Below are 15,111 nucleotides of genomic sequence, written 5' to 3' on the forward strand. Positions count from 1 at the left end.
CCGAGTGCACGCGCGCGTGGCCGGGTTCCGATCATCCGCGCGCGGGTGACTGATCACCGGACCCTCCCCCCACGTACTAGAGGGTTCCGAGAGAAAGGCGGCGTTGCGTGGACCTGCTCGACATCCTGCTGTTGCTGGTCGTCCTGGCCTACGCGGCGTCCGGGTACCGGCGCGGGCTGGTGGCCGGCTGCGTGTCGCTGGCGGGCTTCGTCGGCGGCGCGGTCGTGGGCGTGTGGATCCTGCCGTGGGTCATGGACCTGGTGGAGCCGGGGACCACGCGGGCGACGGTGACGGCGGTGTTCACGGTGCTGCTGCCGGCGGTGGTGGGCCACGAGCTGGCGGGGCGCCTCGCACTGCGGCTGCGGCGGGAGCTGGACCGGGGGCCGCTGAGGGCGGCGGACGGGATCGGCGGGGCCGTGGCCAACGCGGTCGCCGTGCTGATCGTGGCGTGGGTGGCCGCGAGCGTCCTGGGCGCCTCCTCGTCACCGCTGGTCACGTCGGCGATCCGGGACTCACGGCTGCTCGGCGCGGTGCAGCGGACGATGCCGGACACCACGCCGGCCTGGTTCTCCGAGGCCACCTCCGCGCTGACCCAGGCGGGTTTCCCGCAGGTCTTCAACCCGTTCGAGAACGAGTCGACGGCCGAGGTCGCCCGGCCCTCGGGCGACAGTGTCACGGCGGCCGCGACGAACGCCGCCAAGCGCAGCACGGTGAAGGTCGAGGGCGTCGCGGGCGCCCAGGGCCGCGAGGGCAGCGGGTTCGTGTACGCGCGCGAGCACGTGATGACCAACGCCCACGTGGTGGCCGGCATCGACGAGCCGACCGTCCAGGTCGGCGGGGTCGGGCGGACGTACGAGGCGCGGGTGGTGCTCTTCGACCCGCAGAAGGACGTGGCCGTGCTGTACGTGCCGGGGCTGCGGGCCCCGGTGCTCACGTTCGACGACGACGCCGGGCGCGGCGATTCGGCGGTCGTCGCGGGGTATCCGGAGGACGGCGACCTGAACCTCCAGGCGGCGACGGTCGCGAACCGGGTGCGGGCGACGGGCCAGAACATCTACAACGACGGGACGGCCGTCCGCGAGATCTACTCGATCCGTTCCACGGTCCGCCCCGGCAACTCGGGCGGCCCCCTGCTCACCACGGACGGCCGGGTGTTCGGCGTGGTCTTCGCCCGCTCCACCTCGGACGCGGAGACGGGCTACGTGCTGACGGCGGACGAGGTGGCCCCGGCCGCGCAGCGGGCGGCCGGGGCGACGGCGCCGGTGGACACGGGCGAGCCGGCGGCGTCGTAGGAGGTGGTCGCCGGGCTCAGAGGAAGCGGCCCATGAACACGTCGTCGACGTACGCGCCGTCGAGGAAGAACTCCTCGGGCAGGACGCCCTCCACGGTGAACCCCGCGGACTCGTAGAGCTTGCGCGCCGGTGTGTTGTGCGCCAGCACGCGCAGGGTGACGCGGCGCGCCCCCAGCCGCCGGGCCTCCTCGTCCGCCGCCCGCAGCAGGGCCCGGGCGACACCCCGTCCGCGCGCCTCCTCCGCGACGGCCAGCCCGCGGATCATGCGGACGTGGGCGTTGCACGCGAGCGACGTCGCGGTGCCCAGCCGGAGGTATCCGGCGAGGGCGCCGTCGAGCTCGGCGACGAGGCACTCCGCGACCGGGTCCCGCTCACTGAAGAACGGCCCGTACGGCGGCTCGGGGCGGGGCTGGACGGCGTGCAGCGGGGACCAGGTGGCGCGGTCGAGCCGCCCCAGGGCGTCGTCGTCCTCGGGGCGTGCGGGGCGTATGTGCGGAGTCGGCATGCGGGGCACGTTACGTGCGCGCACGCTCTCCCGCCGGGAATTCGTCCCGGCGGCGGGCAGGATTGAGTCATGCGACGCATCGCGGTGACCGGCGCCTCCGGTCTCATCGGCAGCGCCCTGGTGCGGTCCCTGACCGCGGACGGGCACGAAGTGGTGCGCCTGGTGCGCCGCACGCCCCGCGCGGAGGGCGAGGTGCGGTGGGACCCGGAGGGCGGGCGCGCGGACGCGGCCGGGCTCGCCGGCTGCCACGCGGTGGTCAATCTGGCGGGGGCCGGGGTCGGCGACCGGCGCTGGACGGAGGCCTACAAGCGGCGGATCCGCGACAGCCGCGTGAACGGCACGGCGGCGCTCGCCCGGGCGGTCGCCTCCCTGGACGAGGGGGACCGGCCACGGGTCTTCGTCAACGGCAGCGCCATCGGCTACTACGGCGAGACCGGCGACCGGGCGGTGGACGAGGGCGCGCCCCCCGGGACGGGCTTCCTGCCGGAGCTGTGCGTGGAGTGGGAGGCGGCGACGGCGCCCGCCCGGGAGGCCGGTGTCCGCACGGTGCTCACCCGGACCGGCCTGGTCGTGTCCCGCCACGGCGGGGCCTGGGGGCGGCTGTTCCCGCTCTTCCGGGCGGGGCTGGGCGGACCGCTGGGGGACGGACGGCAGTACTGGTCGTTCGTCGCGCTGCACGACGAGGTCGCGGCGATCCGGCATCTGATCGACACCGACGGCCTGTCCGGGCCGTTCAACCTCACCGCGCCGAACCCGCTGACGAACCGTGAGATCACGGCGGCGATGGGGCGGGTGCTGCACCGGCCGGCGCTGTTCACCGTGCCCGCGCCGGTGCTGCGGTCCGTGCTCGGCGAGATGGCCGGGGACGTGCTCGGCAGCGCGCGGATCCTGCCGACGCGGCTGCTGGAGTCGGGTTTCCGGTTCGCGTTCCCGGACATCGAGGGGGCGATCCGGGCGGCTCTGTGACCCCTGCGACCACTTCACGCCCATCCGGCTGCCGTATGCGACCGCCGTGCGACCGTGCCCTGCCGATGCGCGACTCCCGCTGACCGATCACGGCCCTACCCTCGACCAGAACTCGCGTATCCCTGCGGCCTGTTGAGGGCATGACGTCTCCAGCGCCCGCGCAACCTCGAGGAGGGGCACGTGCTTGAGCCCGCGTACCAGGCGGACGTGGTCGTCGTGGGGGCCGGAGTCGCCGGACTCTCGGCCGCGCACCGGCTGACCAGCGCAGGAGTGACGACCATGGTCCTGGAGGCCGCCCACGGCGTCGGCGGCCGCATGGCGACGGAGAAGATCGACGGCTTCCGGCTCGACCGGGTGGGCCAGTTGCTGTCCACCGCGTATCCCGAACTACGACTGACACCCGGCCTCGGCGGACTGGCCCTGCGGCCCTTCGCGCCCGGTGTCCTGCTGCACGGCGACGGCCGCCACCACCGCGCGGGCGTCCAGCCGGGCGCTGGGGGCGCACGAGGCGCACTGCACGCGGTGCGCGCGCTGGCGAGCGCGCCGCGGTCGCCGTCCGCGTCCAGGCCCCCGAGGCCGCCCAGGAGGCCGGCCGCCGTCCCCGGCCGTCAGGTCTCGGTCCCCCGGAGCCGGTCCGGCGCGCCACTCGGCACGGCCGTGGACCAGGCCCGGCTGGGGGCCGCCCTGACCCGGCTGGCGGGCACCCCGGCCGAACGGCTGCTGTCCCGCCCGGAGCAGCCCGCCGGTGAGGCCCTGGCGGCCCGCGGACTGCCCGCCCGTACGATCGACGGCTTCCTGCGCCCGCTGCTCGCCGCCCTGTTGTGCGACCCGGACCTGACGACGTCCAGCCGGTGCGCGGATCTCGCGCTGCGTGCCTTCGCGGGCGGCCGGCTGTGCCTGCCGGAGGGCGGCGCCGAGGCCCTGCCGGAGCGGCTGGCACGGATGCTGCCCGCGGGCACGGTGCACACGGGCGTGCGCGTCACCTCCGTCTCGACGACCTCGGTGACCACCGCGGAGCACGGCGTGATCCGGTGCCGGGCGGTGCTGGTGGCGACGGACGCCCGGGCCGCCGCGGGGCTCCTGCCCGGGTTGCGGGTGCCGGAGTTCCACCCGGTGACGGTGGTGCACCACGCCACCGACGAACCGCCGGGGACCGGGGCGTCGCTGCTGCTCGACGCGGATCTGGGCGGGCCGGTCGCGCACACGGCGGTGGTCAGCCAGGTCGATCCGTCCCGGGCCCCGGCGGGGCGGGCGCTGGTGTCGTCGACCGTGCTGGGGCGGCCGCCGGGGGACGTCGACACGGCCGTGCGGATGCACCTGGCCCGGCTGTACGGGGTGTCGACGGCCCGGTGGGAGACGCTGGCGGTGCACCACACGGCCGAGGCGGTGCCCGCGATGCGGCCGCCGCACGATCTGCGGCGGCCGGTGCGGCTGCTCGCGGGGCTGTACGTGTGCGGGGACCACCGGGACACCAGTACGGTGCAGGGCGCTCTGCACAGCGGGCACCGGGCGTCGGCGGCGATCCTCGCGGACCTGGGGGCGGGGCGGTCGATGCACGTCGCCGACCCCGTGCCCACGGTGCCGCGGGCGGCTTAGTCCCCGCGTCGGGCGCCGGTGCGCGGGGGCTGGTCGCGCCGCGCCCCGCGCCCCGGGGTCCTTCACCCAAGGGCCGCCACCTTGTCGCGGTAGGTCCGCACGGGCGCCGCGTCCTTGTAGGGCTCCAGCCTGCGTTCGAAGTCCCGCACGTACTCCACCGCCCGCACCGAGCGCATCTCCGCCGCCTGGCCCGCCGCCTCCGCCGCCAGCTGGCAGGCCTGGTCGAGCTCGCCGAGGCCCAGGCGGGCGGTGGCGAGCACGACCCGGCAGAACAGGCGGCTGCGGGCGTAGGACGGGGCCCTCAGCTGGAGTGAGCGTTCGGCGTGCTGGGCGGCGGCGCGGAACTGCTGCAGGTCGCGGTGGCAGTGGCCGAACTCGTCGGCGAGCTGGGCCTCGTCGAAGAACTTCGCCCAGTGCGGCACCTCGTCCCCGGGCCGGGCCGTCTCCAGGGCGCGTTCGGCGCGGACCAGGGCCGCGGTGCAGGCCCGTACCTCGCCGAGCACGCCGTGCCCGCGCGCCTCGGCGGCGTGCAGCAGGGCCTGGACGACGGGCGGGCCGGAGGTGCCGACGCCCTGCTGGGCCACGCGGGCGAGCTGGACGGCCTCCCGCCCGTGCCCGAGGTAGACGGCCTGCCGGCTCATGGTGACCAGCACGTACGCCCCGTAGGCCCGGTCCCCGGCCGCCTGGGCCAGCCGGAGCGCCTGGACGAAGTAGCGCTGGGCGAGCCCGTGCGCGGCGATGTCGTACGACGTCCAGCCGGCCAGCCGGGTCAGGTCGGCCGCCGCGGCGAACAGGCGGCGGCCGGTCTGCTCGCCGTAGGTGCCGCGCAGCATGGGCTCGCACTCGTGCTCCAGGTAGCGCACGAGGGCCTGGCGGGCGTGGCCGCCGCCGTAGGCGTCGTCGAGGGTGCGGAACAGCTCGCCGACCGAGCGCAGGGCGGCGATGTCCCCCGCGGTGACCCTCTGGCCGGGTCCGCGCTCGGCCCCGCCGCGCTGGCGGGGCAGGACCGGCACGCCCTGCTCGGCCGCGGCCGGGAAGCGGGCGGCGGGACGGCCCTGCGCCGGGATGCGGGCGGCGGGCTGCTCGCCCCGGGCCACCTTCTCGTCGGCCCGGCCGATCAGCCAGTCCCGGCTGGGCACGACGAGCCCGGCCGGGGTGAAGGCGATCTTGCGCAGCTCGGCGTGGCTGCCGGAGTCCTTGCGCCAGAGCCCGCTGACGATGTCGACGGCCTCCTCGGGGGTGGCGGCGAACTCCAGGCCCGCGTAGACCGGGGCGCAGGCGTCCAGGCCGAGGTCCTGGGCGGTGAGGCGGCGGCCCAGGCGCCGGGTGAAGACCTCGGCGATCAGTGCGGGGGTGGTGCCCCGGGGCTGCTGGCCGCGCAGCCACCGGGTGACGGATGTCTTGTCGTATCTGAGGTCGAGCCCGTGTTCGAGACCGAGCTGGTCCACGCGACGGGCGAGTCCCGCGTTGGAGAACCCCGCTTCTGCGATGAGCGCGGCGAGCTGTCGGTTGGGGGTGCGCTGCGCGGGTCGTTCCGTCATCTGCGGTGCGGTCTCCTGCCTTCCGGCCTTCGTGATGTGCGCGGATTGCCTGTGAGCAGGCCTTATGCCTTGCTGGACGGCGCGAATGTAGCGGAGAGTAAGCACCCCATCACACATTTTCCCGGACATTCATCCGATCGTGTGAGGATTGACCCCGGGACTGACGCGTACGGGCCGGACGTACAGTGGCTTGGGCGCGATACGTGCCTTACACACCCGTTCGAGGGAGGCGCTTGCCGTGAGTGAGTTGCGGTTCGTCCGTATGGGTTTCGGTGACGAGGCCGTCGAGTACCAGGAGGCGTGGGACGAGCAGCGCCGGGTGCACGCGGCGCGCTTCGCCGACGAGGTCCCCGACACCGTACTGCTCCTGGAGCACCCCCCGGTCTACACGGCCGGCCGGCGCACGGCGGACAGCGAGCGGCCCCTCGACGGCACCCCGGTCATCGACGTCGACCGCGGCGGCAAGATCACCTGGCACGGCCCCGGCCAGCTGGTCGGCTACCCCATCCAGAAGCTTCCCCGCCCCGTGGACGTGGTCGCCCACGTCCGGCGCCTGGAGGAGGCCCTGATCCGCACCTGCGCCGACTTCGGCCTGGAGACCACCCGGGTCGAGGGCCGCAGCGGCGTGTGGGTCCTGGGCGACCCGGTCGAGCAGCGCCCGGCGCTCGGCGGCCTCTCCCTGGACTTCGACCCGCGGCTGCAGGACGAGGAGTTCGACCCCCGGCTGAACGGCCCGGAGTACGCCCCGTCCAACGCCGGCCAGCGCCGCGAGGACCGCAAGATCGCCGCCATCGGCATCCGCGTCGCCAAGGGCGTCACCATGCACGGTTTCGCGCTCAACGTGAACCCGGACAACAAGTGGTTCGACCGGATCATCCCCTGCGGCATCCGCGACGCGGGCGTGGCCTCCCTCGCCGGTGAGCTGGGCCGGGACGTGACGATCGAGGAGGTCCTGCCCGTGGTGGAGCGCCACCTGCGGGACGTCCTGGAGAACGCCGACCTCAAGCCCCGGGAGATCGAGAGGACACCGGCGGCATAAATGCCCGTGGGGAGGGGCTGACACCACACACAGGCATTCAAATCCACGGGCGTACCCTTGAGGACGCCGAAGAATCAACGCTAGGGAGCCGGTCGTGTCCGCAGTCGCACCCGACGGACGCAAGATGCTGCGCCTGGAGGTCCGCAACAGCCAGACCCCCATCGAGCGCAAGCCCGAGTGGATCAAGACCCGGGCGAAAATGGGCCCCGAGTACACCAAGATGCAGAACCTCGTGAAGAGCGAGGGCCTGCACACGGTCTGCCAGGAAGCCGGCTGCCCGAACATCTACGAGTGCTGGGAGGACCGCGAGGCGACCTTCCTCATCGGCGGCGACCAGTGCACCCGGCGCTGCGACTTCTGCCAGATCGACACCGGCAAGCCCGAGGCGCTCGACCGGGACGAGCCGCGCCGCGTGGGCGAGTCCGTGGTCGCGATGGACCTGAACTACGCCACCATCACCGGCGTCGCCCGCGACGACCTGGAGGACGGCGGCGCCTGGCTGTACGCCGAGACCGTGCGCCAGATCCACCGGCAGACCGCAGGGCGTGAGGGCGGCCACACCAAGGTCGAGCTGCTGGCCCCCGACTTCAACGCGATCCCCGAGCAGCTCGAGGAGGTCTTCTCCTCGCGCCCCGAGGTCTTCGCGCACAACGTCGAGACGGTCCCCCGGATCTTCAAGCGCATCCGCCCCGGCTTCCGCTACGAGCGCTCCCTGAAGGTCATCACGGAGGCCCGTGACTACGGCCTGGTGACCAAGTCGAACCTGATCCTCGGCATGGGCGAGACCCGCGAGGAGGTCAGCGACGCGCTGAAGCAGCTGCACGACGCGGGCTGCGAGCTGGTCACCATCACGCAGTACCTGCGCCCCTCCGTGCGCCACCACCCGGTGGAGCGCTGGGTCAAGCCGCAGGAGTTCGTGGAGCTGCAGCAGGAGGCCGAGCAGATCGGCTTCTCCGGCGTGATGTCCGGCCCGCTGGTGCGCTCGTCGTACCGCGCCGGGCGGCTGTACCGCATGGCCATGGAGCGGCGGGACGCGCGCGTCGCGGCCCAGGCCGTCTGACGCGCCGTCACCGCCCTTGCCCGCCCGGTGCGGGGCAGGCGTGTGAACTCACGCACAAGACGCTACCCGCGGGTAGTGACCGATACGACGCGGTCCCGGCCGTCCTCGCAGATGAGGGCACCTGCCGGGGCCGCGTCGCCGTTCCGCCGCCTTCCGCCGGGGCTTCATGGGTGTTTGACCGGTCGGACACGCCCTGGTAACACCAAACAGTGACGCTGGACTCACAGCACGTACACCCGCACCGAGGGGGGACCTCACCCATGCAGGCCGCGCCCGTTCGCGCCACCGCGATTCCGTCCTTCACGACCACCCTGCGTGCCGTCGAGGCGCTGCTGCTGAGCGGCGGCCAGCGCACCGCGCGCCGCAACGCCTGGACCTCCGTGCTGGAGGACCGCCGGCGCGCCAAGGACCGGGTCGAGGCGCAGCGCGTCCTCGAGCAGTCCCTTTCCCGGTCCGTCTCCGTCCGCCCCTGAGCGAGGGCCCTCCGCCACCGGGCCCCGCGGACACTGCCGTCGTCCGCGCTTGTGGGGCCACGTAGACTTCGGGGCATGGCGAGGAAGGAAACCGCAGCGGACGCTGCGAACACCGGGCGACTGAAGCAGATCGCCCTGACCTACAAGATGACCCGCAGGGCCGACAAGAAGATCGGTCTTGTACTCGCGGCTGTCGGAATCGTCACCTTCGGTGTCTTCCTCGCGATCGGTTTCTTGATCGGTCACCCCATCTATCTCGGCATCCTGGGCTTCCTGCTCGCCTTCCTCGCGACGGCGATCGTGTTCGGGCGCCGGGCGGAGCGGGCCGCCTTCGGGCAGATGGAGGGCCAGCCCGGAGCCGCGGCGGCGGTGCTCGACAACATCGGGCGGGGATGGACGACGACCCCGGCGGTGGCGATGAACCGCAACCAGGACGTGGTGCACCGCGCGGTCGGCAAGGCCGGCATCGTGCTGGTCGCCGAGGGCAACCCGAACCGGGTGAAGACCCTGCTGGCCGCCGAGAAGCGGAAGATGAACCGCATCGTCGCCGACGTCCCCGTGCACGACCTGGTCGTGGGCACGGGCGAGGGCCAGGTCGAGCTGAAGAAGCTGCGCACGACCATGCTGAAGCTGCCGCGCGTGCTGACCGGCCCGCAGGTCACCGCCACCAACGACCGGCTGCGCGCCCTCGGCGACCTGATGAGCAACATGCCGCTGCCGAAGGGGCCGATGCCCAAGGGCATGCGCCTGCCGAAGGGCGGACCGAAGGCGCGCTGATCCGCGTACCGCTACGGCGGAGCCGACCTCCGCACCTCTACGGCGAAGGGGCGCCCGGAAACTCCGGGCGCCCCTTCGCCATGGACGAGCCGACCGCTCAGATGCGGACCTCGACCGTGCCGGCGAGCCGGTCGTGCAGGCCGCGGCCGTCGCGGTCCCAGATCAGGGCGGGGATCGCGAGGAAGAGCAGGACCGTGCGCAGGGCGGAGCGCCAGGGGCTGACCTGGCCCGTCTCCAGGGCGAGCACCCGCAGGCCGAAGAGGCGCTTGCCCGGGGTGAAGCCGACCGTGCCGACCGTGAGCACCATCAGCGCGAACATGATGAGCGGTGCCCAGATCTGCGCGGCCTCGTTGTAGCTCTGGGTGATGAGGCCGTATGCGATCAGGAGGCTCAGGCCCCAGTCCACGGCGAGGGCGCCGAGGCGGCGGCCCGGGCGGGCGATGGAGCCCCGCCCCTCCTCCGGCAGACCGAGCTGTTCGCCCCGGTACCCGAAGTCGACACCGGCCTCTTCCGCGGCCGCGCGGGGCCCGGAGAGCCACGATCCGAGTGCTTGCCTGTTGTCCACCCGTCCACGGTACTGCGCCCGTATATGACCGGGGCACGGCGGGGTGCGCCGGGGCTACGGTGGAAGGAGAGCCGGTTAACTTGTGCGAAACAAATGAGTCACGCCCGAGAAATCACCCGTCCCTAGGGTCGAGGACAGCGTGTGCCACCCGCACTGGCCGCACGATCGAACTACCACCCCGGCGGGACGGTCGGGAGTAGGAGGAGCTGGATGTTCCAGAACGCCGACGAGGCCAAGAAGTTCATCGCGGACGAGGACGTCAAGTTCATCGACGTCCGCTTCTGCGACCTCCCGGGCGTGATGCAGCACTTCACGGTGCCTGCGGAGGCGTTCGACGCCGACGAGGAGCTCGCCTTCGACGGCTCCTCGATCCGGGGTTTCCAGGCCATTCACGAGTCCGACATGGCGCTGCGCGCGGACCTGTCGACCGCCCGGGTCGACCCGTTCCGCCGGGACAAGACGCTGAACATCAACTTCTTCATCCACGACCCGATCACGGGCGAGCAGTACTCCCGTGACCCGCGCAACGTGGCGAAGAAGGCCGAGGCCTACCTCGCCTCCACCGGTATCGCGGACACCGCCTACTTCGGCCCCGAGGCCGAGTTCTACGTCTTCGACTCCGTGCGCTTCGCGACCAGCGCGAACGAGTCCTTCTACCACATCGACTCCGAGGCCGGCGCCTGGAACACCGGTGCGCTGGAGGACAACCGCGGTTACAAGGTCCGCTACAAGGGCGGTTACTTCCCGGTCCCGCCGGTCGACCACTTCGCCGACCTGCGCGCCGAGATCTCCCTGGAGCTGGAGCGGGCCGGGCTGAAGGTCGAGCGCCAGCACCACGAGGTGGGCACCGCCGGCCAGGCCGAGATCAACTACAAGTTCAACACGCTGCTCGCCGCCGCCGACGACCTCCAGCTCTTCAAGTACATCGTGAAGAACGTGGCGTGGAAGAACGGCAAGACCGCGACCTTCATGCCGAAGCCGATCTTCGGTGACAACGGCTCGGGCATGCACGTCCACCAGTCGCTGTGGACCGGCGGCCAGCCGCTCTTCTACGACGAGGCCGGTTACGCGGGCCTGTCGGACACCGCTCGCTACTACATCGGCGGCATCCTCAAGCACGCGCCGTCACTGCTGGCCTTCACCAACCCGACGGTGAACTCCTACCACCGCCTGGTGCCCGGCTTCGAGGCGCCGGTCAACCTGGTGTACTCGCAGCGCAACCGCTCCGCGGCCATGCGCATCCCGATCACGGGCTCGAACCCGAAGGCCAAGCGCGTCGAGTTCCGCGCGCCCGACTCCTCCGGCAACCCGTACCTGGCCTTCTCGGCGCTGCTGCTCGCGGGCCTGGACGGCATCAAGAACAAGATCGAGCCGGCCGAGCCGATCGACAAGGACCTCTACGAGCTGGCCCCCGAGGAGCACGCGGGCGTCCCGCAGGTCCCGACCTCGCTCCCGGCGGTCCTGGACTCCCTGGAGGCCGACCACGAGTTCCTCCTCCAGGGCGACGTCTTCACGCCGGACCTGATCGAGACGTGGATCGACTACAAGCGCACCAACGAGATCGCGCCGCTGCAGCTGCGTCCGCACCCGCACGAGTTCGAGCTGTACTTCGACGTGTGACCGGTGCCCGACCGCGTCGGGTCGCCCGTGCCCCCGCTGTGCCTCGCACAGCGGGGGCGCGGGCGTTTGTTCTATTCTGTGGACAGGACCACACGGGGGTGGAGCGGTGATGCCCGAGCACGAACAGGACGGCCAGGAGCGCGAGTTCGACCTCGGATGGGCGGACAGCGCCGAGCACAAGGAGCCCTCGGCCAGGGCCCGGATGCTCGCCGCGCGGTGGAAGGACAATCCGCCCGGGCCGGTGCCGTTCCGGCCCGAACCGGAGCACGGGCGGCCGCGGCGGCGGGCCTCCCGGTCGTCCTGGGTTTCGACGGCCGTGGTGCTCGGCTGCGTGGCGGCGGTGATCGTACTGCTCGGGTACGTCAACTTCCGCGCCCCTTACTGAGCGGCCGCTCGCGGTGCGGCTGCTAGCGTCCGGGCTTGTGGGCGACAGCGTGTACACGGGGAACGCGGGCGAGGACGCCGTGCTGGACCGGGGGTGGATCCTCGGGCACTTCAAGGACGCGGGGGACCCGCGGCACAGCGACGCCGTGGAGATCAAGTGGGGCGTTCATCCCCGGGGGGACGAGTGGGCCGAGTGGGTACGGGGTGAGGAACGCACCGCGCTGCTCGTGCTGATCAGCGGCCGCTTCCGGGTCGAGCTGCCGGGACGCGGCGTGCTCCTGGAGCGGCAGGGGGACTACGTGGTGTGGGGGCGCGGCGTCGACCACTCCTGGTACGCGGAGGAGGAGTCGGTGGTGCTCACCGTGCGGTGGCCGTCCGTGCCCGGATACGCGGTGGCGCTCGGCGACGACCTGCGCGCCGGGTCCGCCGGTTCCCGGCCCGGGGAACGCCGATGTGACGACGAACCGATCCCCCCGCGCGGGGCCGCGCCGCGTGAGTGAATGACCGCATGAGTGAGTCGGCCCCTCGCACGCCCACCCGGTTCACGCACACCGCCGACGGTGAACGGCTCAACGGGTGGTACGCCGACCCCGGGGGCGGCGACCCGGCCCCGGTGACGATGGTGCGCGGCCGGGTGCGGTTCCGGGGGGCGCGGGAGGGAGGCCGGCATGGCGGCGGAGCGGTACATCGGCGTGGCGGAGCGACGGGCGCGGCTCGCGCTGCGGCACGGGCTGGCCGGGCAGGCCCGCGCGGCCACGCCCGAGGAGGTCGCCGACGCGCTCGTCGCGCTGCACGGCACGGACCCGGCGACGGTGTACCTGGCCGTGGGCGCGCGGCTCGCGGACCCGGTGAAGACGGTGGAGGAGACCGGGCGGGCGCTGTACGAGGACCGTTCCCTGGTGCGGATGCACGGCATGCGGCACACGGTGTTCGTGTTCCCCACGGCCCTGACCGCCGTCGTGCACGCCTCCACGGGCCTGGCGGTGGCCGCCCGGGAGCGGGCCGCGCTGCTCAAGCACATGGCGGAGGCCGGGGCGCCGGACGCGGCCTGGCTGCAGGAGGTCGAGGAGTCGACGCTGGCCGCCCTCGCCCGGCGCGGGCAGGCCACGGCCGCCGAACTGGCCCGCGACGAGCCGCGCCTGAAGGAGCAGTTCGCGTACGCGGCCGGCAAGAGCTACGAGGGGGTGCACACGGTCTCCACCCGCCTGCTGAAGGTGCTCGGCGTGGAGGGCAAGGTCGTGCGCGGCCGGCCGCTCGGCTCCTGGACGTCCAGCCAGTTCCGCTGGGCCCTCGCGCCCGAGCACCCCGAGCTGGACGAGGCCCGGGCCCAGGCGGAGTTGCTCGGGCGGTGGCTCGCCGCGTGCGGTCCGGCGACCGAGGCGGACCTGAAGTGGTGGACGGGGTGGCGGGTGACGCAGGTCCGCGCGGCGCTGGCCGCGATCGGGGCGCGGCCGGTGTCACTGGACGAGGGCACGGGCTATGTGGTGGGGGACGACACGGGCCCGGCGCCCGAGCCGGACGAGCCCTGGGCCGCGCTGCTGCCCGGCCTCGACCCCACGGCGATGGGCTGGCAGCAGCGCGACTGGTATCTCGCACCGCAGCTGCGGCCCGCCCTGTTCGACCGCAGCGGCAACGTCGGGCCGACGGTGTGGTGGGACGGGCGCGTGATCGGCGGCTGGGCCCAGCGGGCCGACGGGGAGATCGTCTGGCGGATCCTCGACGCGGAGGGCGTCGGCCGGGAGGCCCACGCGGCGATCGAGGCGGCGGCGCAGCGGCTGGCCGGCTGGCTGGGCACGACCAGGATCACCCCGCGCTTCCGCACACCGCTGGAGAAGGAACTGGCGACGGCCTGAACGGGGACGGTCCGCTGCCGCCGGGCCGTCCAGGTCACACCGGGCACGGTCCGCTGCCGCCGGGCCGAGCGGACCGGAGCAGGCGTGGTCCACTCACCGCCGGTCCGAGCGCACGATCCGCTGCCACCGGGCCGAGCAGGCCGAACGGGCCCCAACAGGCATAGTCCGCAACCGTCGGGCCGAGCAGGCCGAGCAGGCCTCAACAGGCCTGGTCCGCTGCCGCCGCGCGAGCGGGCCGGTCGGCCACCGGCAGGCCGGGAAGGTCGCCGGCCGCGACGCACGGTCGTCGTGCCACGTCTCCGCTGGAGGGCGGAGCCGCCGTGCTCGGCGCGCCGGCGCTGTCCGCGTCGCCGCTCGCGGCGCACGCGGCCGGCCGGCGCCCGGCGGCGGACGGTCCGCCAGGGCCCGGCCGAACCCACCGGTGCGCGCCGCACCGGACCGGGAGGCATGAGCGAGCGCCGGGCGCCCCGTGCGGCAGGGCGCCCGGCGCTCGGGAAGCGTCCGGTCAGCGTGCGTAGCGCATGAACGCCCGCACCATGTGGCACGTGGTGTCCGACGGCGGGTGGACGCCGATCAGCTCCGCCGTGTCGCGGATGGTCTCATTGCGGGCCTGGTTCGGCAGGTAGACGCCCGAGTCGAGCAGGGCGATGGCCAGACGCATCGCCTTGAGGCGGCGGTTGTGCGTCACGTACCACTCGCGGGGCCGGCCCGGCGGCAGCGGTCGCTTCTCCACGGGCGCGTACGGCAGGTCGAGCAGGACGGGACGCTTGGCGGTGGACTGGGTGGGCAGCGGCTTCGGCTTCAGGGCGGCAGCGGGCACAGGCATCCTCCTGTCGCGGTCGGGCGGTCCGCCGAAGACGTCGGCGTCGTCGGCGCCACCCTCGAACACTGCTTACAGTTTACCGTCGGCCACTGACAACGGGGAGTCCGTCACCGCCAGCAAAAGCCCAGGTGAGCAGGGAAGTTGGCGCCACGTCACGGCAGGTCCGGGTGGGGCGGATGGGTCGCCGGAAAATCGAACAGAGGCGGCAGCGCGTACCGTGAGCACCATGGAGATCTGGATCAATCCGGCCTGCTCGAAGTGCCGCAGCGCCGTGCAGCTGCTCGACGCGGAGGGCGCCGACTACACCGTCCGCCGCTACCTGGAGGACGTGCCGAGCGAGGACGAGATCCGCGGCGTCCTCACGCGCCTCGGCCTCGAACCGTGGGACATCACCCGGACGCAGGAGGCGGCCGCCAAGGAGCTCGGGCTCAAGGAGTGGCCGCGGGACGCCGGGGCGCGCGACCGCTGGATCAAGGCGCTCGCCGAGCACCCGAAGCTGATCCAGCGCCCGATCATCACCGCGGACGACGGCACGGCGGTCGTGGCCCGCACCGAGGAGGCCGTACGCGACGCGCTGGCGCGTTGACCCCCGCCCAACGAGCCTGTGGCGCAGGTCA

Annotated in this window: 16 protein-coding genes; 12 read left to right on the forward strand and 4 right to left on the reverse strand. The window is 73.3% G+C overall.

Features of this window, described 5'->3' with window-relative positions; all coding sequences use genetic code 11:
* Positions 1–107: 107 nt before the first annotated feature.
* Entirely contained in the window at positions 108–1,292 is a 1,185-nt protein-coding gene (locus AC07DA_RS10430) for a MarP family serine protease (RefSeq protein WP_479126465.1), read from the forward strand.
* 16 nt (positions 1,293–1,308) lie between these two features.
* Here AC07DA_RS10430 and AC07DA_RS10435 read toward each other — a convergent pair whose 3' ends face one another.
* Positions 1,309–1,797 carry an N-acetyltransferase family protein gene (locus tag AC07DA_RS10435; RefSeq protein WP_479126467.1) on the reverse strand — a complete coding sequence of 163 codons (489 nt, stop codon included), beginning with the start codon at positions 1,795–1,797 and terminating at the stop codon, positions 1,309–1,311.
* Between the two features lie 69 nt (positions 1,798–1,866).
* Between AC07DA_RS10435 and AC07DA_RS10440 the strand changes: the two genes are divergently transcribed.
* Positions 1,867–2,763, forward strand: a complete 897-nt coding sequence (locus tag AC07DA_RS10440; RefSeq protein WP_479126469.1) for a TIGR01777 family oxidoreductase — start codon at positions 1,867–1,869, stop codon at positions 2,761–2,763.
* A 180-nt stretch (positions 2,764–2,943) separates the two neighbouring features.
* Positions 2,944–4,359, forward strand: a complete 1,416-nt coding sequence (locus tag AC07DA_RS10445) for an NAD(P)/FAD-dependent oxidoreductase (protein WP_479126471.1) — start codon at positions 2,944–2,946, stop codon at positions 4,357–4,359.
* A gap of 62 nt (positions 4,360–4,421) precedes the next feature.
* On the opposite strand, the gene AC07DA_RS10450 is transcribed toward AC07DA_RS10445, so the two are convergent.
* Positions 4,422–5,900: a regulator gene (locus AC07DA_RS10450; protein WP_479126473.1), complete on the reverse strand. Its 1,479-nt coding sequence runs from the start codon at positions 5,898–5,900 to the stop codon at positions 4,422–4,424.
* Positions 5,901–6,138: 238 nt separating this feature from the next.
* Between AC07DA_RS10450 and lipB the strand changes: the two genes are divergently transcribed.
* The 4 genes from lipB (at position 6,139) to AC07DA_RS10470 (ending at position 9,249) form a co-directional block, all read left to right on the forward strand.
* Positions 6,139–6,939: a lipoyl(octanoyl) transferase LipB gene (gene lipB / locus AC07DA_RS10455; protein WP_479126475.1), complete on the forward strand. Its 801-nt coding sequence runs from the start codon at positions 6,139–6,141 to the stop codon at positions 6,937–6,939.
* Positions 6,940–7,033: 94 nt separating this feature from the next.
* Positions 7,034–7,999: a lipoyl synthase gene (lipA, locus tag AC07DA_RS10460; protein ID WP_479126478.1), complete on the forward strand. Its 966-nt coding sequence runs from the start codon at positions 7,034–7,036 to the stop codon at positions 7,997–7,999.
* A gap of 260 nt (positions 8,000–8,259) precedes the next feature.
* Positions 8,260–8,472: an SCO2195 family GlnR-regulated protein gene (locus AC07DA_RS10465; RefSeq protein ID WP_479126480.1), complete on the forward strand. Its 213-nt coding sequence runs from the start codon at positions 8,260–8,262 to the stop codon at positions 8,470–8,472.
* A gap of 75 nt (positions 8,473–8,547) precedes the next feature.
* Positions 8,548–9,249 carry a DUF4191 domain-containing protein gene (locus tag AC07DA_RS10470; protein WP_479126482.1) on the forward strand — a complete coding sequence of 234 codons (702 nt, stop codon included), beginning with the start codon at positions 8,548–8,550 and terminating at the stop codon, positions 9,247–9,249.
* A 97-nt stretch (positions 9,250–9,346) separates the two neighbouring features.
* On the opposite strand, the gene AC07DA_RS10475 is transcribed toward AC07DA_RS10470, so the two are convergent.
* The gene (locus tag AC07DA_RS10475) at positions 9,347–9,814 is read right to left on the reverse strand and encodes an RDD family protein (protein ID WP_479126484.1); all 468 of its coding nucleotides are present in this window, start codon (positions 9,812–9,814) and stop codon (positions 9,347–9,349) included.
* Positions 9,815–10,024: 210 nt separating this feature from the next.
* On the opposite strand from AC07DA_RS10475, the gene glnA reads away from it, so the two are divergent.
* From glnA to AC07DA_RS10495, 4 genes are all read left to right on the forward strand, one after another.
* A complete protein-coding gene (gene glnA, locus AC07DA_RS10480) occupies positions 10,025–11,434 on the forward strand; it encodes a type I glutamate--ammonia ligase (RefSeq protein ID WP_479126486.1) in 1,410 nt (469 codons plus the stop codon).
* A gap of 109 nt (positions 11,435–11,543) precedes the next feature.
* Positions 11,544–11,819 carry an SCO2583/SCO2584 N-terminal domain-containing protein gene (locus AC07DA_RS10485; protein ID WP_479126488.1) on the forward strand — a complete coding sequence of 92 codons (276 nt, stop codon included), beginning with the start codon at positions 11,544–11,546 and terminating at the stop codon, positions 11,817–11,819.
* 37 nt (positions 11,820–11,856) lie between these two features.
* Complete coding sequence (locus AC07DA_RS10490) at positions 11,857–12,318, forward strand: cupin domain-containing protein (protein ID WP_479126490.1); 462 nt, start codon at positions 11,857–11,859, stop codon at positions 12,316–12,318.
* A 168-nt stretch (positions 12,319–12,486) separates the two neighbouring features.
* Positions 12,487–13,671, forward strand: a complete 1,185-nt coding sequence (locus AC07DA_RS10495) for a winged helix DNA-binding domain-containing protein (protein WP_479126492.1) — start codon at positions 12,487–12,489, stop codon at positions 13,669–13,671.
* Between the two features lie 505 nt (positions 13,672–14,176).
* Here AC07DA_RS10495 and AC07DA_RS10500 read toward each other — a convergent pair.
* Positions 14,177–14,491: a hypothetical protein gene (locus AC07DA_RS10500; protein WP_309098129.1), complete on the reverse strand. Its 315-nt coding sequence runs from the start codon at positions 14,489–14,491 to the stop codon at positions 14,177–14,179.
* 229 nt (positions 14,492–14,720) lie between these two features.
* Between AC07DA_RS10500 and AC07DA_RS10505 the strand changes: the two genes are divergently transcribed.
* The gene (locus AC07DA_RS10505) at positions 14,721–15,080 is read left to right on the forward strand and encodes an arsenate reductase family protein (protein WP_479126494.1); all 360 of its coding nucleotides are present in this window, start codon (positions 14,721–14,723) and stop codon (positions 15,078–15,080) included.
* Positions 15,081–15,111: the final 31 nt, after the last annotated feature.

It is taken from the genome of Streptomyces sp. NPDC044921 (genome assembly GCF_056432865.1).

What these genes read in the sequence shown, in the direction of transcription:
- AC07DA_RS10435 (WP_479126467.1), bottom strand. Translation starts at nt 1,797, where the DNA reads ATGCCGACTCCGCACATACGCCCCGCACGCCCCGAGGACGACGACGCC.
- AC07DA_RS10440 (WP_479126469.1), top strand. Translation starts at nt 1,867, where the DNA reads ATGCGACGCATCGCGGTGACCGGCGCCTCCGGTCTCATCGGCAGCGCC.
- AC07DA_RS10450 (WP_479126473.1), bottom strand. Translation starts at nt 5,900, where the DNA reads ATGACGGAACGACCCGCGCAGCGCACCCCCAACCGACAGCTCGCCGCG.
- AC07DA_RS10465 (WP_479126480.1), top strand. Translation starts at nt 8,260, where the DNA reads ATGCAGGCCGCGCCCGTTCGCGCCACCGCGATTCCGTCCTTCACGACC.
- AC07DA_RS10470 (WP_479126482.1), top strand. Translation starts at nt 8,548, where the DNA reads ATGGCGAGGAAGGAAACCGCAGCGGACGCTGCGAACACCGGGCGACTG.
- glnA (WP_479126486.1), top strand. Translation starts at nt 10,025, where the DNA reads ATGTTCCAGAACGCCGACGAGGCCAAGAAGTTCATCGCGGACGAGGAC.
- AC07DA_RS10485 (WP_479126488.1), top strand. Translation starts at nt 11,544, where the DNA reads ATGCCCGAGCACGAACAGGACGGCCAGGAGCGCGAGTTCGACCTCGGA.
- AC07DA_RS10495 (WP_479126492.1), top strand. Translation starts at nt 12,487, where the DNA reads ATGGCGGCGGAGCGGTACATCGGCGTGGCGGAGCGACGGGCGCGGCTC.
- AC07DA_RS10505 (WP_479126494.1), top strand. Translation starts at nt 14,721, where the DNA reads ATGGAGATCTGGATCAATCCGGCCTGCTCGAAGTGCCGCAGCGCCGTG.